General features: G+C 38.3%; 21 protein-coding genes, 1 tRNA gene and 1 pseudogene. 15 read left to right on the top strand and 8 right to left on the bottom strand.

Annotated elements, in window-relative coordinates; translation table 11 throughout:
- Position 1: 1 nt before the first annotated feature.
- Complete coding sequence (locus tag AC3E9U_RS14180) at positions 2-1,108, top strand: ABC transporter permease (RefSeq protein WP_488747575.1); 1,107 nt, start codon at positions 2-4, stop codon at positions 1,106-1,108.
- Positions 1,109-1,110: 2 nt separating this feature from the next.
- Positions 1,111-2,223, top strand: coding sequence for an ABC transporter permease (locus AC3E9U_RS14175; protein ID WP_488747574.1), 1,113 nt, complete (start codon positions 1,111-1,113; stop codon positions 2,221-2,223).
- 17 nt (positions 2,224-2,240) lie between these two features.
- Here the strand turns inward: AC3E9U_RS14175 and AC3E9U_RS14170 are convergent.
- From AC3E9U_RS14170 to AC3E9U_RS14160, 3 genes and pseudogenes are all read right to left on the bottom strand, one after another.
- Positions 2,241-2,492: pseudogene (locus AC3E9U_RS14170) on the bottom strand (4a-hydroxytetrahydrobiopterin dehydratase).
- A gap of 71 nt (positions 2,493-2,563) precedes the next feature.
- Positions 2,564-3,739, bottom strand: a complete 1,176-nt coding sequence (locus tag AC3E9U_RS14165; protein ID WP_488747573.1) for a ligand-binding sensor domain-containing protein — start codon at positions 3,737-3,739, stop codon at positions 2,564-2,566.
- Between the two features lie 54 nt (positions 3,740-3,793).
- The gene (locus tag AC3E9U_RS14160) at positions 3,794-4,435 is read right to left on the bottom strand and encodes a hypothetical protein (protein WP_488747572.1); all 642 of its coding nucleotides are present in this window, start codon (positions 4,433-4,435) and stop codon (positions 3,794-3,796) included.
- A gap of 350 nt (positions 4,436-4,785) precedes the next feature.
- On the opposite strand from AC3E9U_RS14160, the gene AC3E9U_RS14155 reads away from it, so the two are divergent.
- Entirely contained in the window at positions 4,786-5,532 is a 747-nt protein-coding gene (locus AC3E9U_RS14155) for a hypothetical protein (RefSeq protein ID WP_488747571.1), read from the top strand.
- 284 nt (positions 5,533-5,816) lie between these two features.
- Here AC3E9U_RS14155 and AC3E9U_RS14150 read toward each other — a convergent pair whose 3' ends face one another.
- Positions 5,817-6,329, bottom strand: a complete 513-nt coding sequence (locus AC3E9U_RS14150; RefSeq protein ID WP_488747570.1) for an adenine phosphoribosyltransferase — start codon at positions 6,327-6,329, stop codon at positions 5,817-5,819.
- A 74-nt stretch (positions 6,330-6,403) separates the two neighbouring features.
- Here AC3E9U_RS14150 and AC3E9U_RS14145 point away from each other — a divergent pair.
- The 4 genes from AC3E9U_RS14145 (at position 6,404) to AC3E9U_RS14130 (ending at position 9,938) form a co-directional block, all read left to right on the top strand.
- Positions 6,404-6,477 (top strand) — tRNA-Arg (locus tag AC3E9U_RS14145).
- Between the two features lie 117 nt (positions 6,478-6,594).
- Entirely contained in the window at positions 6,595-8,952 is a 2,358-nt protein-coding gene (locus tag AC3E9U_RS14140) for a PAS domain S-box protein (RefSeq protein WP_488747569.1), read from the top strand.
- Positions 8,952-9,332 carry a response regulator gene (locus tag AC3E9U_RS14135; RefSeq protein ID WP_488747568.1) on the top strand — a complete coding sequence of 127 codons (381 nt, stop codon included), beginning with the start codon at positions 8,952-8,954 and terminating at the stop codon, positions 9,330-9,332. The genes AC3E9U_RS14140 and AC3E9U_RS14135 overlap by 1 nt, the downstream gene beginning before the upstream one ends.
- A gap of 30 nt (positions 9,333-9,362) precedes the next feature.
- Positions 9,363-9,938 carry a pentapeptide repeat-containing protein gene (locus tag AC3E9U_RS14130; RefSeq protein ID WP_488747567.1) on the top strand — a complete coding sequence of 192 codons (576 nt, stop codon included), beginning with the start codon at positions 9,363-9,365 and terminating at the stop codon, positions 9,936-9,938.
- 78 nt (positions 9,939-10,016) lie between these two features.
- On the opposite strand, the gene AC3E9U_RS14125 is transcribed toward AC3E9U_RS14130, so the two are convergent.
- The 3 genes from AC3E9U_RS14125 to gyrA all read right to left on the bottom strand — a co-directional run bounded on the left by AC3E9U_RS14125 (position 10,017) and on the right by gyrA (position 14,738).
- Positions 10,017-10,679: a hypothetical protein gene (locus AC3E9U_RS14125; RefSeq protein ID WP_488747566.1), complete on the bottom strand. Its 663-nt coding sequence runs from the start codon at positions 10,677-10,679 to the stop codon at positions 10,017-10,019.
- Between the two features lie 166 nt (positions 10,680-10,845).
- Entirely contained in the window at positions 10,846-12,165 is a 1,320-nt protein-coding gene (locus AC3E9U_RS14120) for a tetratricopeptide repeat protein (RefSeq protein ID WP_488747565.1), read from the bottom strand.
- 17 nt (positions 12,166-12,182) lie between these two features.
- Entirely contained in the window at positions 12,183-14,738 is a 2,556-nt protein-coding gene (gyrA, locus tag AC3E9U_RS14115) for a DNA gyrase subunit A (RefSeq protein WP_488747564.1), read from the bottom strand.
- A 266-nt stretch (positions 14,739-15,004) separates the two neighbouring features.
- On the opposite strand from gyrA, the gene AC3E9U_RS14110 reads away from it, so the two are divergent.
- The 8 genes from AC3E9U_RS14110 to AC3E9U_RS14075 all read left to right on the top strand — a co-directional run bounded on the left by AC3E9U_RS14110 (position 15,005) and on the right by AC3E9U_RS14075 (position 21,512).
- A complete protein-coding gene (locus AC3E9U_RS14110) occupies positions 15,005-17,554 on the top strand; it encodes an ATP-dependent Clp protease ATP-binding subunit (RefSeq protein WP_488747563.1) in 2,550 nt (849 codons plus the stop codon).
- 79 nt (positions 17,555-17,633) lie between these two features.
- Positions 17,634-19,001 (top strand): 30S ribosomal protein S6--L-glutamate ligase, encoded by a 1,368-nt coding sequence (rimK, locus tag AC3E9U_RS14105; RefSeq protein WP_488747562.1) that lies wholly within the window; start codon positions 17,634-17,636, stop codon positions 18,999-19,001.
- Positions 19,002-19,009: 8 nt separating this feature from the next.
- The gene (locus AC3E9U_RS14100) at positions 19,010-19,399 is read left to right on the top strand and encodes a hypothetical protein (RefSeq protein WP_488747561.1); all 390 of its coding nucleotides are present in this window, start codon (positions 19,010-19,012) and stop codon (positions 19,397-19,399) included.
- Between the two features lie 4 nt (positions 19,400-19,403).
- Positions 19,404-19,907: a DUF421 domain-containing protein gene (locus AC3E9U_RS14095; RefSeq protein WP_488747560.1), complete on the top strand. Its 504-nt coding sequence runs from the start codon at positions 19,404-19,406 to the stop codon at positions 19,905-19,907.
- Between the two features lie 6 nt (positions 19,908-19,913).
- Positions 19,914-20,492, top strand: coding sequence for a TMEM175 family protein (locus AC3E9U_RS14090; protein WP_488747559.1), 579 nt, complete (start codon positions 19,914-19,916; stop codon positions 20,490-20,492).
- A 15-nt stretch (positions 20,493-20,507) separates the two neighbouring features.
- Complete coding sequence (locus AC3E9U_RS14085; protein WP_488747558.1) at positions 20,508-20,936, top strand: SRPBCC family protein; 429 nt, start codon at positions 20,508-20,510, stop codon at positions 20,934-20,936.
- A 10-nt stretch (positions 20,937-20,946) separates the two neighbouring features.
- Positions 20,947-21,144: a GldL-related protein gene (locus AC3E9U_RS14080; RefSeq protein WP_488747557.1), complete on the top strand. Its 198-nt coding sequence runs from the start codon at positions 20,947-20,949 to the stop codon at positions 21,142-21,144.
- 2 nt (positions 21,145-21,146) lie between these two features.
- The gene (locus AC3E9U_RS14075) at positions 21,147-21,512 is read left to right on the top strand and encodes a DUF1304 domain-containing protein (protein WP_488747556.1); all 366 of its coding nucleotides are present in this window, start codon (positions 21,147-21,149) and stop codon (positions 21,510-21,512) included.
- A 28-nt stretch (positions 21,513-21,540) separates the two neighbouring features.
- On the opposite strand, the gene hutH is transcribed toward AC3E9U_RS14075, so the two are convergent.
- Positions 21,541-23,049, bottom strand: a complete 1,509-nt coding sequence (gene hutH / locus AC3E9U_RS14070) for a histidine ammonia-lyase (protein WP_488747555.1) — start codon at positions 23,047-23,049, stop codon at positions 21,541-21,543.
- Positions 23,050-23,078 lie beyond the last annotated feature (29 nt).

Here is a 23,078-nt window from a genome sequence, read left to right as displayed (position 1 = left end):
AATGCAACAGTTTGGCTCATTTGTAAAAAAGGAATTCCTGCATATTTTCCGCGACCTGCGAACAATGATGCTCCTTTTGGCGATGCCTGTCATCCAAATGTGCCTTTTCGGATTTGCTGTTACCACCGAAGTGAAAAATTCTCAGGTCGCGGTTTATGATCCGTCAAAAAGTATAATGTCAAGGACAATAATTGATCGCATCAATTCCAGCAAGTATTTTGATGTTATCCAGTATCTTGATAGTCCTTCTGAAATCGAGCATGAATTCCGTAAAAGTAAAATCGGCCTTGTATTAGTTTTTGATGAAAATTTCGATCAAAATTTAATGCATTCAGGCAAAGCTCAGCTGCAATTGATTGCCGATGCTACCGATCCAAATACAGCCAACACTTTAACCAATTACGCCGGAGCCATTATCATGGATTCCCAGCAGGATTTGATACAAAGAATGAAAATCCCTTTCCAGATCTTACCGGAAGTAAAAATGCTGTACAACCCGCAGATGAAAGGGGCCTACAATTTTGTTCCAGGCGTTTTAGGATTGATTCTGATGTTGATCTGTGCTATGATGACTTCCATTGCCATAGTTCGGGAAAAGGAAATGGGTACTATGGAAGTATTGCTTGTTTCCCCACTGAAGCCGATTTACATCATTCTTGCTAAAATGGTTCCCTATTTTCTATTGTCGTGTATTAATTTGTCAACCGTACTGCTATTGGCTGTTTTTGTTTTGGATGTTCCCGTCGCCGGCAGCCTGTTTTGGCTTTTGGTTGTTTCCATGCTTTTCATTTTTGTGGCGCTTTCTTTAGGCCTGTTGGTTTCAACAGTCACAGAGACGCAAATGGCCGCCATGTTGGTTTCGGGGATGATTTTCATGATGCCTATTATGTTATTATCGGGTATGATTTTCCCCGTTGAAAACATGCCTTTACCGCTGCAATGGTTATCGAATCTAATCCCGGCGAAATGGTATATCATCGCTGTGAAAAATATTATGATTAAAGGATCTGACGTTTCATCGATCTATAAAGAGCTACTGATACTCGGATTGATGGCTGTAGTGATTCTGACCGTAAGTTTAAAAAATTTCAAAATTCGTCTGGAGTAGTTATGATACGGTTTTTACTAGAAAAGGAGTTTAAACAAATTATTCGAAATTCATTTTTACCTCGAATGATCCTGCTATTCCCTGTAATGGTGTTACTGATATTTCCGTTGGCTGCCAATTTTGAAATTAAAAACATAAATCTGTGCATTCTGGATAATGACCACAGCAGTTATTCAAATCAACTAATACAAAAGATTGCTTCTTCCGGATATTTTAAGTTGACGTCATTAGCTTCTGATCCAAAAAAAGCGCTTCATTATATTGAAAAGGACAAAGCGGATATCATTTTAGAAATTCCATCCAGTTTTGAAAAAAATCTAGTGCGTGAACAGGCAGTTCGTCTTCTGATTTCTGCAAATTCTGTCAATGGTACTAAAGGCGGATTGGGTTGTGCTTACCTTTCGGGCATTATTACCGATTTCTCTTCTGAAATACGCGAAAAATGGATTCAGACTTCAGCAGAAACAAAATTTCCGATGATGGAGATGGTTTACCAAAATCGATTCAATACGCATCTTAGTTATAAGGTATTCATGGTGCCGGCGCTGATGGTAATGCTTTTGACAATGCTCTGCGGATTCCTGCCCGCACTTAATATCGTGAGTGAAAAAGAAGCCGGAACGATGGAACAGATTAACGTGACCCCCATTCCCAAATTTACTTTCATTTTGTCAAAACTGATTCCTTACTGGATTATCGGTTTCATAGTAATTACGATTGCTTTTGCTATAGCTTATATAGTGTATGGTTTGTCACCTGCCGGAAATCTGGCGACCATTTATGTTTTTGCAGCCATATATATTTTAGGTGTCTCCGGACTTGGGCTGGTAATATCAAACTACTCCAATACCATGCAACAGGCTATGTTTGTAATGTACTTCTTTATGCTGATACTGATATTGATGAGCGGCTTATTCACTCCGGTGCAAAGCATGCCACAATGGGCACAAATCATAACAATTTTTAACCCGTTGAAATATTTCATGCAGGTAATGCGGATGGTATACCTGAAAGGCAGCGGTTTTTACGACCTTGGAACTCAGTTATTTGCACTCATCTGTTTTGCCGTGTTTTTTAATCTCTGGGCTATTTTGAATTACAGAAAAACGGTGTAATAATAGTTTAAATTGATTTACAACAGAAGATCAATTTTAGAAGCCAATTCACGGTCCTTATCGGTAACTACATTTCCTGCGGAGTGCGTACAAAGCCAGATTTCTAGCTTATTCCAGGTGTTTGTCCAAGTTGGATGATGGTCTAGTTGCTGAGCTATTTATGCTACTCTCGTCATAAAACCAAAGGCTTCTGAAAAATCTTTGAAAAGAAATTTTCGGTATAATTTGTTATCGGTTTCTTCCCAGACGGAGTTTTGTTGTGTGTTCATGAGCGTGCGGTTTTAAAGTTCTGTTCATCACTTAAAGTTACGCAAAAATTGTGATGGAAAACCGCATCGCATTATTTTTGGCCGCTAGTTTTTTTGCTCACCGCTTCAACCGGAAACTGAAATTTTTCAAATGACTGTCCGTTGAACTTATATAAACCATCCCCGTTTGTTCCGAACCAAAGCTCCCCTTTTCTGTCTTTGTAAATGGTTTCAATAGGAGAATTTGACAAACCATTCGACGAAGTAAACTTAGTTAACTTTCGGCCGTCATAGCGCCATGCCTCCCCTTCTCCGGTACCTAACCAAAGGTTTCCGCTGCTGTCTTCATTTATTGCCCAGACCCGTGCCAAAGTGCCCGGACCTTGTTTCCCTGATTTTTGAAACGCTGCATTGCCTAAACCGTTGGCTTCAGTAAAATTGATTAAAGACTGTCCGTCAAAGCAGAACAATCCGCCGCCATTTGTTCCAAACCAAAGTTTTCCAAACCGATCTTCAAAAACGGAAAGGACAGCCGGACCCGCCAGGCCTTTATCTTTTAACCAAGTGAACGAATTTCCGTCATAACGGCCAACCCCTCTTGCCTGTGTTCCAAACCACAAGTTTCCTTTTCGGTCTTTCAAAACAGAATAAATACTGTAAGGACCAACTTGACTGGCCGGACCAGGTGAGTAATTAGCATCTGTATTAGGTTTTGGAAAAGGTAAATAAGAAAAGGAATTGCTTTTAAAACGATACGCTCCGGACCCGGCATTAAACCACAAATCGCCCGGTTCTACTTTCCAGCCTATATAGGAATTGCCATCGAATTTTGTGTTCTGCTCATTCTGTAAGGTCATAATCTTTTTTCCGTCAAAACAACTCACGCCATAACCGCCTGTGGTAAACCAAATGTTTCCTATTTCATCTTCTTGAATATCCTGAACCTGGTCGTTAAACAAACCGTCCTTTGTGGTAAATCGAACCAATGTTTTTCCATCATAACAATAAGCACCTGAATTTTGAGAACCAAACCAGTAGTTGCCCTTTCTGTCCTCCAAAATACTAAGTACCCCGCGACAAAATTCTGTTGTTATATTATCCCTGAATTTCTCAGAAACAGTTTCTTTTACCGCAGCCATTGTGTCCTGAATCGTAACGACAGTACTGTCCGTGGACTTACTTTCTTGGTTGGCTTTATCTTTGTTTGAACCATCGCACCCCATAAATAAGATGGATACGCTCAAAATCAATTGTAGATGTACTTTCATATTTGTTTAGTTGAAATGTTGTCTTAGGATTGTTTCTGTCCTGTAGTCCAAGTTTTAACAAGGAAACCACCAATGCATAAAATAAAGTCGGTCATTTTTGAAAAAAATCTTAATATGACCTTCCGAATAGTTTGCATCTTCTCTTAACATCATCACTTCTAATGTTCCTTCATGATAAACATCCAATATCCCAATATTTTTTATTGCATAAGGAAAGTACTTTTTTAAATCATTTTTTGTTGTGTTAGCATTCATTATGATGCCTTTATAGCGAATAAAGTTTTTATCCGTAAATCTAAATTCATCCACTGCCACCTTATCTTTTGAATTTTCAAATCTTGAACCGTCTTTGTAAATGTATTTGTCATCCATATCTTTACTACCATCCTCATTTTCAAATTCATAATTACAGGGTTCTTCTTTCGACATCAGAACCAAACTGTCAGGCTTGCCAAAAACAATTTCAAATTCTTTTATATCAAAATAGCGGCTTAGTTTTCCATTAAACAGAATGTCTCTTTCGTTCATTACTTCGGCTTTTTGCAAGTCGTAAGAAATAGTGTCTTCCGTCTTTACTTTCTCTTCCGTTTTGGAACTCAGAGGTTTTATATTTGAAACAATTTCACTTTGCTCTTGGCCAGTTTGCTTTTTACTACAGGCGGTAAAAATTAAAATGAGGAAAAAGATTTTTTTCATAGATACACTTCTTTAAATTTCAAATAATTGAAAAAGAAAGGAACAAATAAATACTATCGGTTTATAATTAGTCAAACATAGTCATTTCCTTGCAATACTGCTCTCACCAATTTTGGTGATTTTCGTTCATGTTTTCTATTGCTGACGTTTTCTTCAAAAAGACAGCGCCAGGGTTACATGAGATTTCAAAAAAAGCATTTAATACACTAAAAAACAATATTTTAAGACCTCTTAATTTTTACTTCAGATTTGCTAATAATACAAGATTCTGGATATTTAAGTCGCTTTTTCTGCGTAAATTTGATAGTACAAAGAAGATCAGTTAATAAACACTAAAAAACAGAGGAATCATGAAAAATGAACCCTATCACTCTGAACTCAGAGCCCTACTGTCAATAAGAAATTTTAACAGCGCTTTGGAAAAACATCAGGCTCAGATGCTTCAGATAGAAAAGAACCTTGAAGAATTGAACAAAAATGCTTTGGCAATCATTGAAACGCACAGTTCCTCTAAATTACAGGAAGAGTGGAAAAACGGTTTACAGGAAATGAATAGTTCTTTGGATGCGATAAATGAAGTACTTAGCGCGGCGAAGGAAAAAGTTAAAAAACATGACCGATCCGATTCATCCGCGTTATGGAAAGAGTTCCATTGGCATCTGACAAATTTGAAAAAAATCAGTAAAAAGTTGGAAGATCGGGGATTCGAGATACTTCCGGTAAGCGAACATGTGCATTGGAAAAAAGACATATGTAATTTTGAAGACACTATCTTACCATTGATTGTATCGCATGCGAAAGCTTGTGAAATAGAACTTCAAATGATGGAAAAATATGAACCTGCCGAAATACATAAGCTTACTGAAATTCTGATGGCTCACATACCTGAAAATTACAGCTTTGAAGAGGCAGAAAAATATGAGGAAGATTATTTGAAAACTTTTGAAGAATTTAAAAAGGAATTCCGTCAGGAAAAAAATCTTTGGGACACGTTTCTGGATATCTTAGCCGGAGGAACGCACCAGGCTCCTTCCGAAAGAGTAATGCTTCAAAGATGGATTGAAGGAGAAAGAGGTGAATTAAAGGATAATTTATAATTCTTACCGGAATTTTTACAACTTCGAAGAAGAACAAAACTTATAATTTAAATCAAAGCGGTCAAGACGCAAAATATGATCTTGACCTGAGTCTTTTTTATACCTTTGCGCAAATAAAGAATTTATGTACAAAGTGTTAGCTCAAATAAACAAATTGATTTTACCGAGTTTTACTAAACAGCGACTTGATTTAGCAAAAGCGAAAAAGTGGCAGAAAGCACTCATTGCCTATCGTTACTTTGTTACCATCAGAGCATTGGATTAGTTTTGCGTTCAAACAGGGACTAATACGTTATTGCCGCAAAGACCTCTTTACCTGGTATTTTTGTTCTTCCGTTTAGAAAAGTCAGTTCCATCAAAAAATTACACTGAACTACCTCTCCTCCAAGTTTCTCTACCAATTCGCAAACGGCTTTTGCAGTTCCGCCCGATGCGAGAACGTCATCGTGAATCAAAATTCGGTCGCCTTTTTTTATAGCGTCTGTGTGAATTTCCAAAGTGTCAGTCCCATATTCCAGTTGATAGGTTGCTGAAATAGTCGAAAACGGCAATTTTTTAGGTTTACGTACCGGTACAAAGCCCACATTTAATTCATGTGCCAAGAGCGTGGCAAAGAAAAATCCTCTACTTTCTACCCCTACTACTTTATCAATATTTTTATCATTTAAACTATTGATTAACAAAGACAAACACTCATTTGTGCCCTCAGGACTGGACAATAGCGGGGTTATATCTTTAAAAACAATTCCCTCTTTTGGAAAATCCTGAATATCACGGATGTAGTCTTTCAAAGCCATTTTTTTTTAAAATTTATATCAAATTTCATTTGCAAGTTATACAATAATGCCTATATTTGCACTCGTTAAAACAAGGCCTCGTGGCGCAACTGAATAGCGCATCTGATTACGGCTCAGAAGGTTACAGGTTTGAATCCTGTCGAGGTCACAAAAGCTCACCACTGGTGGGCTTTTTTATTTCCCTCCCTATCTACCTCATTTAAAGTTCTAATGTAATAATAATTATCTGAAATTTAGTTATATTTATATTCTAAAAGGATTGTGAGTGAGTCTTAAAAAGAAAATAAGTGCTTTAGACAATTGGTTCGTACTTCACCCAAGACTTTCGGGAACACTTGTATTTCTCCTGCTATTTTCTATTTTAAACCTGACAATTTACTTCCGTTATGAGGTCATAAGGGAAAACGAACAGCACAGCATGACCTACATTTTAAATGTGGTCAAACAAAATGTTGAACAGACTTTAAAAAACAGTTACGGCGCCACAATCTCTTTAGCGCTTACCATTGACGATTCGGGAAACCCGAAAAATTTCGAGGAAATCGCAAAAAAACTGATTGCTACTTACAAATCACTTGATGCGGTACAACTTGTCCCTAAAGGCATCATTAAATACACGTATCCGCTAAAAGGAAACGAAGCAGCAACCAATTTTGACATCCTGCACCATCCGTTGCACAGAAAAGCAGCACTAAGGGCTATTGCCACCAAAGCTATTTATTTTTCCGGTCCGATAGAATTAAAGCAAGGCGGTTTGGGTGTAATCGGACGTTTACCCGTGTACAAAAAAGGAAGATTCTGGGGATTTTCAGCTGTGATTTTTAAATTCGACACTTTCATAAAATCAACAGGAATAGGATCATTTAAAAGCGATAAATATTACTTCCAGCTTTCAAAATTTAATCCGACAACGAACAAAGAGGAATTTTTTCTTGAAGATAAATCTGATTTCTCAAAAAAACAGTATCAGAAAGTCAAAATTCCTGAGGGTGATTGGAATTTGTATATCATTCCGAAAAATGAGTCGGTTCTTTTCTGGAGCTTTATGCCCGTGGTTTTTATTTCTTTTCTGCTGAGCTTTCTTTGCGGACTTTTTGTAACCACATTATTAAAAAAGCCATCCGAGTTACAAAAATTAGTGAAGTTACAAACTTTGAAATTAACCCGAAGCCAATCCCTTTTCAAATCGATTTTTGACCACGCCGGTTTAGGTATCTCGCATAACAACTCTATTGACGGTTCGTTCATTGATGCAAATGAGAAATTCTGTGAACTCATCGGTTACAATCAGCATGAAATCAAGAGTATGAATTTTATGATGATTACGCATCCCGACGACCTGGAAGCCGATTTAGCGAACATGGAACGCTTAAGAAATGGCGAAATCAATCAATATTCAATGGAAAAAAGGTATTTTGACAAAAACGGAGGAATCAATTGGGTCAATATTACCGTATCGCCGCTTTGGGAAAAAAATGAAAAACCGAGCAACCACATCACCATTGTAGAAAATATCAATCAGAGAAAAGAATCCGAAAAACTAATCCTCGAATCACAGAAAAAGATCAAAGATCTTATGGACAGTATTGACGGGGTCGTATGGGAAGGTAATTCCGTTGAACCCGGTGTAACTTTTGTCAGCAAAAAATCAATAGACATATTGGGCTATACTCCTGAAGAATGGACGTCCGATGAGTATTTCTGGAGAAAAATTATCCATCCGGAAGACCGTAAATGGGTAGTCGACAGAAGTACGGAATGCGCCAAAAAACGAATCCCTTTTGACAGCGAATACCGTATGATCGCCAAAAACGGAAATACGCTCTGGGTCCGCGATATCGTCAGTATTTATCACGAAAGTGAAGATTCCATTAAGTTTCGAGGGATCCTGATCGATATTACAAAATCCAAGCAATTTGAAATCGACCTTAACAATTCACTTACCCTGGTTACGGAACAAAATAAGCGACTGCTGAATTTCTCGCATATTGTTTCCCATAATTTACGTTCGCATACCAGCAACATCCAGTCGCTTATCAACCTAATCGAAATGAGCGAAGATGAGGATGAAAAAAAGGAATTATTGGTCTTGCTGAAATCGGTTTCCGAAACACTGAACGAAACCATGGACAATCTTAATGAAGTCGTGTCCATACAAACGGATATCACTCCAGTAATCGAGGAATTAAACCTAAACAGGTTCCTAAAAAAAACCATGGAAGTGTTACGAAATCAGATTGTTAAAAATGAAGCTGAAATCGTAAACAATATTCCTTATGATGCAACCGTTAATTTTAATCCGGCCTACTTGGAAAGCATACTGTTAAACTTTATTTCAAATGCTATCCGATACAAACATCCGGACCGAAACCCGAAAATAGAATTGAATTTCTATTTCGAAAAAAACTATAAAGTCCTGGAAATAAAAGATAATGGCATAGGAATTGATTTAGAGAGAAACAGAGACAAGCTTTTCGGAATGTATAAAACATTTACCAATAATCCGGAATCGCGCGGTATCGGTCTTTTCATCACAAAAAACCAAATCGATGCCATGAAAGGTAAGATTGAAGTGGAAAGCAAATTAAACGAAGGAACAACTTTTAAAATTTATTTCAGATAATGGTTCAAAAGCGTATTTACATAATTGATGACGATCCGATCTATCAACTGGTAACAAAAAAACTGATTGAAAAGACGTCGCTGTTCAACGACAGTAAATCTTTTGTCAATGGTAGCGAAGCATTGGCTTACTTTGAAACCACGGGAGATATTCCGGATATCATACTCCTTGATATTGAAATGCCTGAAATGGACGGTTGGGATTTTCTGAATCAGTTACTCCAAATTGAAAAATCTTTTGATAAAGAAGCAACAATTTATATTGCAAGTTCTTCCATTGCTTTCGAGGACAAAATGAAAGCTAAAGGCTATCCGTGCGTAAAAGATTTTCTAAGCAAACCGATGAATATTGAAAAATTAAAGATTATCGCCGCCGAATAATAAACTATATTTGCATTCAAACCCATTGCAATGACGGCTGATTTTATTTACGATAAAGAATACAAGAATAACATTTTCGCAGAATACGAAATCAAATTCAAGGAATTTGAGAACTGCACTTTTAACCACTGTGATTTCACCCTATGCAATTTCTTAGGAACTGTTTTCATCGACTGTACTTTTTATCATTGTAATTTTAAGGAAGCGCAAGTGGGTCACATAGGAATGCGCAATGCCATTTTTAACGACTGCGATTTCACTTCGGTGAATTTCGCCATGACAGACCAGATTTTGCACGAATTTCATTTCAACAACTGTCTGCTCGACTATTCCCAATTTTATGCCTTAAAACTCAAAAAAATCAGTTTTACCAATTGCAGCATGGTAAGTACGGATTTTATGAAAACCGATTTAAGTGAAGCCTTATTCGACAATTGCAATCTTCGTTTAGCTGTTTTCACGGACGCGAATTGTGAAAAAACGGATTTCTATTCCAGTTACGATTTCACTATCGATCCCGAAAAGACAAAGGTAAAGAAAGCTATTTTCTCTTCAGAAGGCATCAGAGGATTGCTCACAAAGTACAATCTGGTGATAAAAGAGTAAGATGTATATTTTTTTCCGAAAGGATAAATCAGAAAAGATCGTAAAAAAACTCAAAATAAAATTTGGAGTTCAAAGGATTTAATTCTCTTTAATTATCATGACGGATCCTTTAAAACCGGTAGCCAAATCCCACTGCGCACTCGTTATAAGTGTTCCTTTATCATCAAAGACGAAAAATTCTGCTGTGTTGGGACCGGATGTACCCTGATTTAATGCTTCAAATTCGACTTTATTGAAGCCAGGCGTAAGTCCGATTTCAATGGTTCTGTAGCCCTGCGTAAGTTCTACACGGGCGGCGACAACCATACTGTTAATGTATACTTTAACAATATCACCATCTATAGCCATATGGTCACGACATAATAGTTTTATGGAATTGGATTTCGTCTTAAATTCTCCGAAAGACTGATTACGACGGAAGATCTTCGTATTCTCATCGCCGGGTTGTTTCGGAACGGCATTTTTCGGGATATCGTACGGGCTGATAAACTGTTCCGGTTTTTTCTCCGTTGTCTGCCCTATTTGTGCAGTTGATAATCCTTCTTTAGGAAAGGTCAGCGGTTTATCTTTATCCAGAACAGAATCGCTGAAATCCATCGGCTGAAAACGTGGCGTATCTGCTTTTGCCGGCAATGGATTGACCGCCACTTCCGGATCTTTAAGACGCGGAATCACAACGGTTCTCTTACCGTTATCCGGTTGCGCTAATCCATTCAGCGACACTAGCATGAGTGTTGTCAAAAAGCATAAAAATTTCACGTTCCTGTTTTTTAGTAATTCAAAAATAAGGAATCAAAAACTATTCCAATCTTAAAATTATAGGGAAAAACGTTAATGTTAGTTAAATTTAAGCAAAAGAAAACATCGATGAAATAAAAAAAGCCCTCAGAGATGAGGGCTTTCAAAATTATTTTTTCGCTTTTAATGCTTTATATTTTGCATCCATTTCTAAAACCTGATAACAATTTAAAAGGATAGATTTAACTCCTTCATTTGCCGGCTCTAGCTCAAGCGCTTTTTCAAAATAAGGAATTGCACTAGAAAACATTTTCTGTCTTTTCGCTTTTAACTCGTCATAGCGTTTGCTTTCCTTCGGAGTCATTCCTAAAGAGTTCATCTCTTTAACGATTTTATCATCTCCCGCTAAATGCAGCGCTCCTAAGTTATTGTACGCGTTAAAATACTTCGGATTTAAAGCGATGGCTTTCTCATAGTATTTCTTAGCCTCTTCTATCTCACCTGTATTGGTACTCACAACACCTAAGTTGAAATATAAATCAGCATCATTTGGCTTTTTGGCAATAACCTCGTTAATAAGCTTTTTGTAGGTTACCATATCTTTAGCTTCGTAATAAAGATTTGCTTCAGCTAAAATCAAATCGGTATCCTCAGGATTATGAGCTCTTGCCTCCGCAATAGCTTTTTTAGCCTCTTCAGCTCTTCCCTTACTCAACAAGATTGAAGCATAGTTCTTATAGATCTCACCTCTTTTAGATGGGATTTTCTCATCTCTTGGCTTTTCATAAGCCCCCATGCTGATCGCCTTTTTTCTCTCATCAGCCGAAGCAAAAGGCTCTTCTTGTGAATTAGCTTTATTGACAGCATAATAAACTGTTCCTTCTCCCGTATAATTGATTCTTTTTAATTCCTCATAATACTTAAGAGCATTATCATAATCTTCAGCCTGAACCGCTAGAATAGAAGCATTGTACAAGTTCGATGCATCCGACTTATCAAGATTGTAAATAGCAGCAAATACCTGTGCTGCTTCTTTTAACTTTCCTGCCTGATTTAAACCAAATCCGTATTGAATCATCGTCGGCTTGAAACTTCCTATGGTTTCTTTAATATCGGCCGTGTAAATTTGCTTACCGGTTTTTTTTTCAAACTCCAACACATCATTTAATCCTTTTGCCAACGTATTGATATTCGAAGCAGAAAGGTGCTTTGTCAATGCCTGAATATCGTTTGGATTCTTCATCATTGCAGCATTAAGCTCCAAAATCGGCAACATAGCGTTGTAGAAATTAACGTATATAAGATCTGCTTCTTCCAGACCGGACATCGCCGTTACTTTATATACATTCGCCTTATAGCTGGAAATATCCTCTGTTGTTAACTGATCTTTAGCGTACAGTTTTTTCAAAGTCTTTAACTCATCTTTCTGTGCGAAAGAAGCCGCCGACAGCATCAATGAAGATGCCAATAAAACATATTTAACTTTCATGTATAGATTTGTTTTGGTTATTCTTGAGACTCAGTTTCTTCTGAAGAAGTTGAAACATCATCGATTTCTCCAACAAATTCCTCAACACCTTCTGTTTCTTCCTCTTCTTCTTCACGCATTACCTTACAAACTGCTGCAATACCGTCTTTTCCTTTGATATTGATCAAACGAACCCCTTGCGTTGCACGTCCCATAACACGTAAATCTGAAACTTTAAGACGAATGGTCAATCCGGATTTGTTGATGATCATCAAATCGTCGTCATCCGTCACGTTGTTAATAGCAATAAGTGAACCTGTTTTTTCGGTAATGTTTAAAGTCTTAACTCCTTTACCTCCTCGGTTAGTAATACGGTAAACATCTTCCCCGTCATCGTCTACCAGTTTCGTACGTTTACCATAACCGTTTTCAGTAACCACTAAAATCTGTGAGTCATTGACATGATCTCTGTCGATCGAAACCATTCCGATTACTTCATCATTATCATCAGCTAAAGTTACACCACGAACACCTGAGGCTGTTCTTCCCATAGGACGGGTTTTCTCTTCCTCGAAACGTACTAACTTACCTGATTTAACAGCAATCAACACCTGACTGTTTCCGGTTGTTAATTTTGCTTCTAACAATTCATCATCTTCTTTGATGGTAATTGCGGCAACTCCGTTAACACGAGGTCTTGAATACTGCTCCAAAGACGTTTTCTTCACCTGACCCTGTTTGGTCACCATGATCACATAATGGTTGTTGATGTAATCCAGATCTTTCAGGTCTTGGGTACAGATAAACGCTTTTACTTTATCATCGTTTTCGATGTTGATAAGATTCTGAATCGCACGTCCTTTACTTGTTTTGCTTCCTTCCGGAATTTCATATACACGCATCCAGAAACATTTTCCTTTTTGCGTGAAGAACAACATGTATTGGTGGTTTGTAGCTCCGTACATATGCTCCAGGAAATCCTGATCACGGGTTCCGGCCGATTTTTGTCCGACACCACCTCTGTTCTGTGTTTTGTATTCTGAAAGCGGTGTACGTTTGATATAACCTGCGTGAGAAATGGTAACCACCACCTGCTCATCGGCAATTAAATCTTCAATACTAACATCACCACCCGAATATTCAATTTGCGAACGACGGGCATCTCCGTATTTATCTCTGATTTCGTTTAATTCGTCTTTGATTAACTGCATTCTCATTTCTTTGCTTGCTAATAATTCTTTCAAATAAGCAATCAATTTCATGATTTCGTCATACTCTGCACGCAATTTGTCCTGCTCAAGACCTGTTAACTGACGTAAACGCATCTCAACGATCGCACGCGCCTGGATTTCAGACAATTTGAAACGTTCGATTAATTTAGTTCTGGCCTCGTCTCCGTCTTTAGAAGCTCTGATTAATTGAATTACTTCGTCGATATTATCGGACGCAATGATCAAACCTTCTAAAATATGTGCTCTTTCTTCCGCTTTACGTAAATCAAACTGTGCACGACGTGTTACCACATCATGACGGTGCTCCACGAAATAGTGAATAAGATCTTTCAGATTCAGCATTTGCGGACGTCCGTTTACCAATGCGATATTGTTCACACTGAAAGACGACTGCAATTGTGTATACTTATATAAGGTATTCAAAACTACATTCGGAACCGCTTCACGCTTTAACACGTAAACGATACGCATACCGTTTCTGTCGGATTCATCACGAATGGTTGAAATACCTTCAATTTTCTTTTCGTTTACCAAATCAGCTGTATGCTTGATCATGGCAGCTTTATTAACCTGATACGGAATTTCCGTTACGATAATCGATTCACGTCCATCAACTTCTTCAAATCCTACCTTCGCACGCATTACAACACGTCCGCGACCGGTTTTGAAAGCTTCACGAACACCGTCCATACCATAGATAATTCCTCCTGTCGGGAAATCCGGTGCTTTAACGTGCGTGATCAGTTCATCGATCTCAATATCGGTATTGTCGATATAAGCTAAAGTACCGTCAATTACTTCCGTCAAATTGTGCGGCGCCATATTGGTAGCCATACCTACGGCAATTCCCGAAGCACCGTTCACCAATAGGTTCGGAACTTTTGTCGGCATTACCTTTGGTTCTTCTAACGTATCGTCGAAGTTTAGCTGGAAATCTACAGTTTCTTTATCGATATCAGCAAGCATTTCTTCGGAGAACTTTTTCATTCTGGCCTCAGTATAACGCATTGCTGCCGGACTGTCACCATCTACGGAACCGAAGTTACCCTGACCGTCCACCATCAAATAACGCAAACTCCACTCCTGCGCCATACGAACCATGGCATCATATACGGAACTATCTCCGTGCGGGTGGTACTTACCAAGAACCTCCCCTACAATTCTCGCTGATTTTTTATGCGCTCTATTGGATAATACTCCTAATTCATACATCCCGAATAAAACTCTTCGGTGTACTGGTTTCAAGCCATCTCTAACATCAGGAAGCGCTCTCGATACAATTACAGACATCGAATAATCGATGTAAGCTGATTTCATTTCGTCCTCAATGTTAATAGGAATTAACTTTTCTCCTTCAGACATAAGTATTTATATTAAAAAATTATAGCTATTTCAAAACGTGCCAATATACACATTTTTAAAGTACCGATACAGTATTTTATTGACAATTTTAGGTATTTTATTAACAGTCGGAAAGATTTAAAAAGTTAAAAAAACCTGCAATTTTGTCTTTTATTTTCCAATTTTTATTCGTCAATTAGCAATATCAGTAAAACAGATTTTGTAAGGTATGATTTTTGCACAGCCTTTTCAGAATTAGTAAATTTACAGTATCAAAGATTTTTGAAATGGACGATAATTTTTCACCAAGAGTTAAAGACGTGATCACCTACAGCAAAGAGGAAGCTTTGCGGTTGGGTCACGACTTTATTGGTACAGAACATTTAATGCTGGGGATATTAAGGGACGGTAACGGTACCGCTATCAATATATTAAACAACCTTTCAGTAGATTTAGAACATTTACGTCGGAAAATAGAAATTGTTAGCCCCCCAAATCCCAACGCTGACAGAAGCAATGACAAGAAAAACCTGCATTTAACCCGCCAGGCGGAACGCGCATTGCGAACAACCTTTCTGGAAGCAAAAGTTTTTCAGAGCACTTCCATAAGTACGGCACATCTTCTGTTGTGCATTTTGCGCAACGAGAACGATCCAACGACTAAGCTTCTGAATAAATTAAGAATTGACTACGAACTTGTTAAAGAACAATTTATAGCTATGACATCAAACGAAGAAGACTATATCGACAACTTACCGAAAAACGAATCGTTTAATGACGATTCCGGACAAGATGACAGTATGCGTGACGCAGGGTTCAATAACCCGGGCGCTGCAGGCAAAGCAAATAAAAAATCCAAAACACCTGTTTTAGATAACTTTGGCCGTGATTTAACAGAATTGGCCGAAGAAGGCAAACTGGACCCTGTAGTGGGCCGTGAGAAAGAAATCGAACGTGTTTCCCAAATTTTAAGCCGAAGAAAGAAAAACAATCCGTTATTGATTGGTGAACCGGGCGTTGGTAAATCCGCCATTGCCGAAGGTCTTGCTTTGCGCATCATTCAAAAGAAAGTATCCCGTATTTTATTCAACAAACGAGTGGTAACATTGGATTTGGCCAGTTTAGTAGCCGGAACCAAATACCGCGGACAGTTTGAAGAAAGAATGAAAGCCGTAATGAACGAGTTAGAGAAAAATGACGACATCATTCTTTTCATTGACGAGATCCATACCATTGTAGGCGCCGGCGGAGCAACAGGCTCTTTAGACGCTTCCAATATGTTTAAACCGGCTTTGGCAAGAGGTGAAATCCAATGTATCGGTGCCACTACTCTTGACGAATACCGTCAGTATATCGAAAAAGACGGCGCTTTGGAAAGACGTTTCCAGAAAGTAATTGTTGAACCGACTTCCGTTGAAGAAACAATCACAATTCTGAACAACATCAAAAATAAGTACGAAGACCATCACAACGTTATTTATACGCCGGAAGCTATCGAGGCATGTGTAAAATTAACCAATAGATACATGACAGAGCGTTTCTTACCGGACAAAGCTATTGACGCTTTAGACGAAGCAGGATCGCGCGTTCACATCACTAACATTGATGTTCCGAAACAAATCCTTGAACTCGAAAAACAATTGGAAGAAGTTCGTGAACTGAAAAATTCCGTAGTTAAAAAACAGAAATACGAAGAAGCTGCAAAACTTCGCGATGACGAAAAACGAATTGAAAAAGACTTATCTATCGCCCAGGAACAATGGGAAGAGGATGCTAAAAACAATCGTATTACCGTAACCGAAGACAATGTAGCCGATGTGGTTTCTATGATGACAGGAATTCCTGTAAACCGTATCGCTCAGACAGAAAGCAATAAATTAGCGCACTTACCCGAACTTATCAAAGGTAAAGTTATCGGACAGGATGAAGCGGTAATGAAAATTGCCAAATCCATACAGAGAAACCGTGCCGGATTAAAAGACCCGAACAAACCGATCGGATCCTTTATTTTCCTGGGTCAGACGGGAGTTGGTAAAACGCAGTTAGCCAAAGTAATCGCTAAAGAATTATTCGATTCCGAAGATGCATTGGTTCGTATCGACATGAGTGAATACATGGAGAAATTTGCGATTTCAAGGCTGGTTGGAGCACCTCCGGGATATGTTGGTTACGAAGAAGGTGGTCAGTTAACCGAAAAGGTACGTAGAAAACCATATTGCGTTGTATTGCTGGATGAGATTGAAAAAGCACACCCGGACGTATTCAACATGATGCTTCAGGTATTGGATGACGGACATTTAACAGACAGTTTAGGCCGTAAGATCGATTTCAGAAATACGATCATCATCATGACTTCCAACATTGGTGCACGTCAGTTAAAAGATTTCGGAACGGGAGTTGGCTTCGGAACCGCTTCTAAAAATGCTCAGGCGGACGAAATCTCAAAAGGTATTATCGAGAACGCATTGAAAAAATCATTCGCTCCGGAATTCCTGAACCGAATTGATGATGTGATTGTATTCAATCCATTGGAAAAAGAACATATTGATTTGATCATCGATATTGAAATGGACAAACTGTATGCCCGAGTGGCTGATTTAGGATACAAACTTAAATTATCCGAAAAGGCAAAAGATTATATCGCTGAAAAAGGTTTCGACAAACAGTTCGGCGCCAGACCGCTTAAACGTGCTATTCAAAAATATGTTGAAGACGAACTGGCAGAAGAAATCATTACTTCCAAAATCCACGAAGGCGACGAAATCTTCATGGATCTGGACGAAGAAAAACAAGAACTCTTTGTTACAATCAAAAGCTCTGAAAAACCTACTAATTAGTAGGTTTTTTCTTTTTTGGGCAAAATTGTTTGGCATTTCAAAAAAAGTAGTACTTTAGAATTACCAATTACTCTTAAAAATGCTAGACAAAGTTATTGTGGGAAGCGAAGAATGGTGCTCATTCCCTACTCTTGGAATCCCAACTATTAAAGCCCGTGTTGATTCGGGAGCAAAAACATCAGCGCTTCACGCTACAAACATTACTCCTTTCGAAAAAGACGGTGAAAACTGGGTCCGATTCGACATTAATCCGATCCAAAACAATTTAAAAGCAGTAATACATTGCGAAGCAATTTTAGTTGACAAACGCGTTGTAAAAAGTTCCAGCGGATACCGCGAACAACGTTATGTAATCAAAACAGCATTAGAAATTGGAGGCACTACGTGGGACGTCGAGCTTACACTCACCAATCGTGACTCTATGGGTTTTCGTATGCTACTTGGACGCGAAGCCATGTCGGGCCGAATTTTAGTTGATCCCGAACAAAAGTACTTATTGGGTCAGCCTACCAATGAAAAAATAAAAGAATATTACTATGGTGACGAACCTTCAAAAAAAGGGCTACGCATTGGTTTACTGGCAAGTAATCCCGAATTATACAGCAACAAACGTATTATAGAAGCCGGTGAAATGCGCGGTCATGAAATGCATTTCCTCAATCTGAAATACTGTTACATGAAACTTGATGCCGACACTCCGGAAATCCATTACCGAGGCGGTCGTGTATTAAATGATTTTGATGCGGTAATCCCGAGGATTCGTCCAAGCATGACCTATTATGGTTGTGCGCTTACCCGTCAGTTTGAAGCCTTAAAGGTGTTTGCCCTGAACAATGCAGCAGCCATCAGCCAGTCGAGAGACAAACTGTTTTCACTTCAGTTATTATTAAACAATGGTGTTGACATCCCTACAACAGGATTTGCCAACTCTCCCTTGGATACAAATGATTTGATCAAAATGGTTGGAGGTTCTCCCCTAATCGTAAAATTATTGGAAGGAACACAAGGAAAAGGGGTTGTATTAGCTGAAACCAAAAAAGCCGCGGAATCCGTAATCAATGCATTCAAAAGCCTAAATGCCAACATCTTAGTACAAGAGTTTATTAAAGAAGCTAACGGAAAAGATTTGCGACTGTTTGTCGTAGATGGTAAAGTCGTAGCCGCCATGCAGCGTGAAGCCCTACCAGGAGAATTCAGAGCAAACATCCACTTAGGTGGAACTGCATCAATCGTAAAAGTAACTGCAGAAGAAAAACGAATCGCCATCAAAGCGGCAAAAGCCATGAATCTGAAAGTTGCCGGTGTGGACATTATACGTTCATCAAAAGGTCCATTATTACTGGAAGTAAACTCTTCTCCGGGATTGGAAGGAATTGAAGGAGCCACCCACAAAGACATCGCCGGAGAAATGATCAAAGCGATTGAAAAAAACTTTAAATGGAAATAATCAAAAAAATGAAAACAAAACTAGTACTACTTCTTTTTTCAACTTTATTCTCGGTTGCTTCATTCGCACAGGAGAACAAATGCACTAAACATAAAAACGGAACTTATAAGCTGTATGACAAAGAAAACAACATTACCTATCTGATTGAACGAAAGGGAAACAAACAGTTTGAACATATTGTTGGTCAGGACTTAAAAATAGAATTTGACGTTACATGGATAAACGACTGTACCTATACAGTACATCCAACGAAAAAAAGCGCTGAAATATTAAAATCCGATTTCCATTTGATTGTTGAAATAGTTGATGTAAAAGACAAAACGTTAACCCTAAGGATGTTTAACAAAGAAACGCCGGACAATATCATTACCAACGAAGTCGAAATCGTGAAATCATAATACTTTGAATGCTTATCTCGACATAATCATTAGGAGCTCTGTAGTTTACCTGTTTATGGTTTTCGCATTGCGACTTTTTGGCAAAAAAGAACTTTCCCAACTCAACACGGCAGATGTCATTCTGATTTTGCTGATCAGTAATTCCGTTCAGAATGCCATGGTCGGGAGCAACACCAGTCTTTTGGGCGGATTGTCAGCCGCATTGGTTTTGTTTATAATCAGTTTTATTCTGAAAAGACTGATGTACCGTTACAAAAAAATAAACGATTTGATTCAGGACAAACCTGAAATATTGATTCATAACGGAAAAATCGAATATCAGACACTGGGAAGATTAGGGATAACTTCAGAAGAAATGGAAGAAGCAATGCGCGAACACGGGGTCGATCATTACAGAGACGTTAAACTGGCTATGTTGGAAGTTGATGGCAACATCAGCATTATTTCTGGTGAAACAGATTTAAGACAATCCCATCATAAACGAAGAACACATAAGACATTAAGTTAATTCCACATGAATAAAACCCGATTAGAAGCTTTTAGTGACGGAGTGCTGGCTATCATCATTACAATCATGGTACTGGAATTAAAAGTTCCCGAAGGTTCTGATTTTAAGTCGCTACTTCCCCTACTTCCAAAGTTCCTGAGTTATGTTCTGAGTTTCATCTATGTAGGCATTTATTGGAACAACCATCATCACATGATGCATACCGTAAAAAGGGTAACAGGTGGAATTCTATGGGCCAACCTTCATCTTTTATTCTGGCTATCGCTTATTCCTTTTGTCACTGCTTGGATTGGTGAAAACAACTTCGCTTCTTTTCCCATGACAATGTATGGGGTAATACTTTTAATGGCAGCGGTTGCCTATTTCATTTTACAATCTCAAATCCTGAAAAAACACGGACCTGATTCGGTACTTTCAAAAGCTATCGGAAGTGATTTTAAAGGAAAAATTTCTCCCATTTTGTATCTCATCGGAATAATTTGTGCTAACTTTAGTCCAATTATTGGCGGAGTCATGTATATTACCGTAGCATTAATGTGGCTGATTCCGGACAAACGAATTGAAAGCATCATCGATTCTGAATAATCAAAACCAAAAATTATGCAGACCATTTTTCACGATTTTGTAATCGAAGTTCCGAGAGAAAAGGTTTTTGAAGCAGTTTCAACACCACAGGGATTAAATAATTGGTGGACATTACGCTGCAAAGGCAAACCGGGTTTAAACGAAAAATACAATTTATATTTCGCAGAAGAATACGATTGGTTCGCCAATGTTTCAAAATTTGAAGAAAATGAAATCATTGAATTTTCCATGACCGATGCCATGGAGGAATGGATGCCGACGCAATTCGGATTCATCTTAAAGAAAGAAAACGCCGAGCATACGTACGTTCAGTTTTATCATAAAAACTGGAAGGAAGTCAGTCAGGAATTCAGAATCGCCAGTTATTGTTGGGCCAATTTGCTGCGACAACTGAAACAATACCTTGAAAAAGGAATCATTACACCGTTTGAAGAACGAAACTAAATCGTAAAACATGAAAAACAAGCCGATTTTAATAGCTTTTATTTTGGGATGTGTAATTGTTCTTATTGGAGCTCTTTTCAAAATTCTGCATTACCCTTATGGTTCTGCCCTCCTACTTTTAGGCATGTTATGTGAAGCTTATGCCGGAATATTGCTCATCATCAAAATTTATAAAGATCAGAATCCAAACGGTTCCTTCAATAAATAAGTATGACTATCCTATCTAAAATACTAATCAGCCTGGTAGCTTTCATTCATATTTACATTGTATGGCTGGAAATGTTTGCCTGGACAACACGTGCCAAAAAAGTCTTCCGTAACGTCCCTGCCGAGATGTTTGAAAAAACAAAACAAATGGCAGGAAATCAAGGATTGTACAACGGATTTTTAGCAGCCGGATTGATCTGGTCGTTATTGATCGGTGATATGTATTGGAGTTTTTACGTAGCCCTGTTTTTCTTAACCTGTGTTTTCATTGCTGGGATTTACGGCGCGATTACAGTACAGAGGTCAATATTTTTTGTACAGTCGGTTCCTGCAATACTCGCCATAATAAGTATTCACTTCATGAAATAAAAAAAGCCTCAGTTAAGAGGCTTCTTTGTTATTCTAAAACTTCACTGTCAAGTTGTAAACTGTTCAGGAAGCCAATTGATTTTTCAATATCGTAATGTAAAATTCTGTCTTCCTCCACTAATGGAACTTCTTCACGGTACGATTTCACGAAGCTTTCAATGAATTCACTTGATTTTAAAGGTCTTCTGAATTCGATTGCCTGAGAAGCGTTCATTAATTCGATTGCTAAAATACGCTCAAGATTTTCAAGAATCTTCAGACATTTCGTAGCTCCGTTCGCTCCCATACTCACGTGATCTTCCTGTCCGTTTGATGAAACGATACTATCGATACTCGCAGGAGTAGCCAATTGTTTGTTCTGGCTAACGATACTAGCAGCCGTGTATTGCGGAATCATGAAACCTGAATTCAATCCCGGATTGCTCACAAGGAATGCAGGTAAATCTCTTAATCCCGAAATTAATTGGTAGGTTCTTCTTTCAGAAATGTTTCCGATTTCAGCTAAAGCGATTCCTAAGAAGTCCAATGCCAATGCTAAAGGCTGACCATGGAAATTTCCTCCGGAAACAATCAGATCCTCATCAACAAAAATATTAGGATTATCGGTAACCGAATTGATTTCTGTTTTAAATACTTTTTTCACATAATCAATAGCATCTTTCGAAGCACCGTGAACCTGAGGGATACAGCGGAACGAATACGGATCCTGTACGTGTTGTTTCGGCTGAGCGATAATTTCACTGTCTTCCAACAATTCCTGGAAACGTCTTGCCGTATTGATTTGTCCTTTATGCGGACGAACGATGTGGATCAATTCATTGAAAGGTTCGATTCTTCCGTCAAAACCTTCAAGGGAAACAGCACCGATTACGTCTGCAAGATAGGTTAATTTCATCGCCTTCAAAAGGATATAACATCCGTATGAACTCATGAATTGTGTTCCGTTCAATAAAGCTAAACCTTCTTTCGACTGTAATTCGATTGGTTTCCAGTTCATTTTCTCCAAGACTTTCTTCGCTGGCTGACGGAAACCATCATAATATACTTCACCTTCTCCGATCAACGGCAACGATAAATGCGCTAAAGGTGCCAAATCTCCCGATGCTCCTAATGATCCCTGCGTATAAACTACCGGTAAGATATCATTGTTATAAAAATCAACCAAACGTTCAACAGTCTGCAACTGAACACCTGAATTTCCGTAGCTCAATGATTTGATCTTAAGCAACAACATTATTTTCACGATCTCATGCGGCACTTCATCGCCAGTTCCACAAGCATGGGATTTTACTAAATTCTCCTGAAGTTTAGTAAGGTTCTCATTAGAGATCTTAATGTTGCATAACGAACCGAAACCTGTATTGATTCCGTAAATCGGTTCACCGTGAGACTGCATTTTATTATCTAAATAAGCTCTACATTTTTCAATGTTAATACGCGCCTCTTCGGACAGTTCCAAGGTTTTATTTTGAGAAACAATCTCCTGAAGCAGTTCCAAAGAAAAGACATCCGAACTTATATAATGTACTGTATCCATTTTCGTGGTTATTTTTAAAGGCTCAAAAT

It is taken from the genome of Flavobacterium sp. 21.1 (assembly GCF_057801535.1).
The sequence above is the reverse complement of the archived record's forward strand: the minus strand, read 5'-3'. Positions and strand labels throughout refer to the sequence as shown.

What these genes read in the sequence shown, in the direction of transcription:
- AC3E9U_RS14155 (WP_488747571.1), top strand. Translation starts at nt 4,786, where the DNA reads ATGAAAAATGAACCCTATCACTCTGAACTCAGAGCCCTACTGTCAATA.
- AC3E9U_RS14160 (WP_488747572.1), bottom strand. Translation starts at nt 4,435, where the DNA reads ATGAAAAAAATCTTTTTCCTCATTTTAATTTTTACCGCCTGTAGTAAA.
- AC3E9U_RS14110 (WP_488747563.1), top strand. Translation starts at nt 15,005, where the DNA reads ATGGACGATAATTTTTCACCAAGAGTTAAAGACGTGATCACCTACAGC.
- AC3E9U_RS14090 (WP_488747559.1), top strand. Translation starts at nt 19,914, where the DNA reads ATGAATAAAACCCGATTAGAAGCTTTTAGTGACGGAGTGCTGGCTATC.
- AC3E9U_RS14135 (WP_488747568.1), top strand. Translation starts at nt 8,952, where the DNA reads ATGGTTCAAAAGCGTATTTACATAATTGATGACGATCCGATCTATCAA.
- AC3E9U_RS14080 (WP_488747557.1), top strand. Translation starts at nt 20,947, where the DNA reads ATGAAAAACAAGCCGATTTTAATAGCTTTTATTTTGGGATGTGTAATT.
- AC3E9U_RS14175 (WP_488747574.1), top strand. Translation starts at nt 1,111, where the DNA reads ATGATACGGTTTTTACTAGAAAAGGAGTTTAAACAAATTATTCGAAAT.
- AC3E9U_RS14120 (WP_488747565.1), bottom strand. Translation starts at nt 12,165, where the DNA reads ATGAAAGTTAAATATGTTTTATTGGCATCTTCATTGATGCTGTCGGCG.
- AC3E9U_RS14130 (WP_488747567.1), top strand. Translation starts at nt 9,363, where the DNA reads ATGACGGCTGATTTTATTTACGATAAAGAATACAAGAATAACATTTTC.
- AC3E9U_RS14085 (WP_488747558.1), top strand. Translation starts at nt 20,508, where the DNA reads ATGCAGACCATTTTTCACGATTTTGTAATCGAAGTTCCGAGAGAAAAG.
- hutH (WP_488747555.1), bottom strand. Translation starts at nt 23,049, where the DNA reads ATGGATACAGTACATTATATAAGTTCGGATGTCTTTTCTTTGGAACTG.
- AC3E9U_RS14100 (WP_488747561.1), top strand. Translation starts at nt 19,010, where the DNA reads ATGAAAACAAAACTAGTACTACTTCTTTTTTCAACTTTATTCTCGGTT.
- AC3E9U_RS14165 (WP_488747573.1), bottom strand. Translation starts at nt 3,739, where the DNA reads ATGAAAGTACATCTACAATTGATTTTGAGCGTATCCATCTTATTTATG.
- rimK (WP_488747562.1), top strand. Translation starts at nt 17,634, where the DNA reads ATGCTAGACAAAGTTATTGTGGGAAGCGAAGAATGGTGCTCATTCCCT.
- AC3E9U_RS14180 (WP_488747575.1), top strand. Translation starts at nt 2, where the DNA reads ATGCAACAGTTTGGCTCATTTGTAAAAAAGGAATTCCTGCATATTTTC.
- AC3E9U_RS14150 (WP_488747570.1), bottom strand. Translation starts at nt 6,329, where the DNA reads ATGGCTTTGAAAGACTACATCCGTGATATTCAGGATTTTCCAAAAGAG.
- gyrA (WP_488747564.1), bottom strand. Translation starts at nt 14,738, where the DNA reads ATGTCTGAAGGAGAAAAGTTAATTCCTATTAACATTGAGGACGAAATG.
- AC3E9U_RS14075 (WP_488747556.1), top strand. Translation starts at nt 21,147, where the DNA reads ATGACTATCCTATCTAAAATACTAATCAGCCTGGTAGCTTTCATTCAT.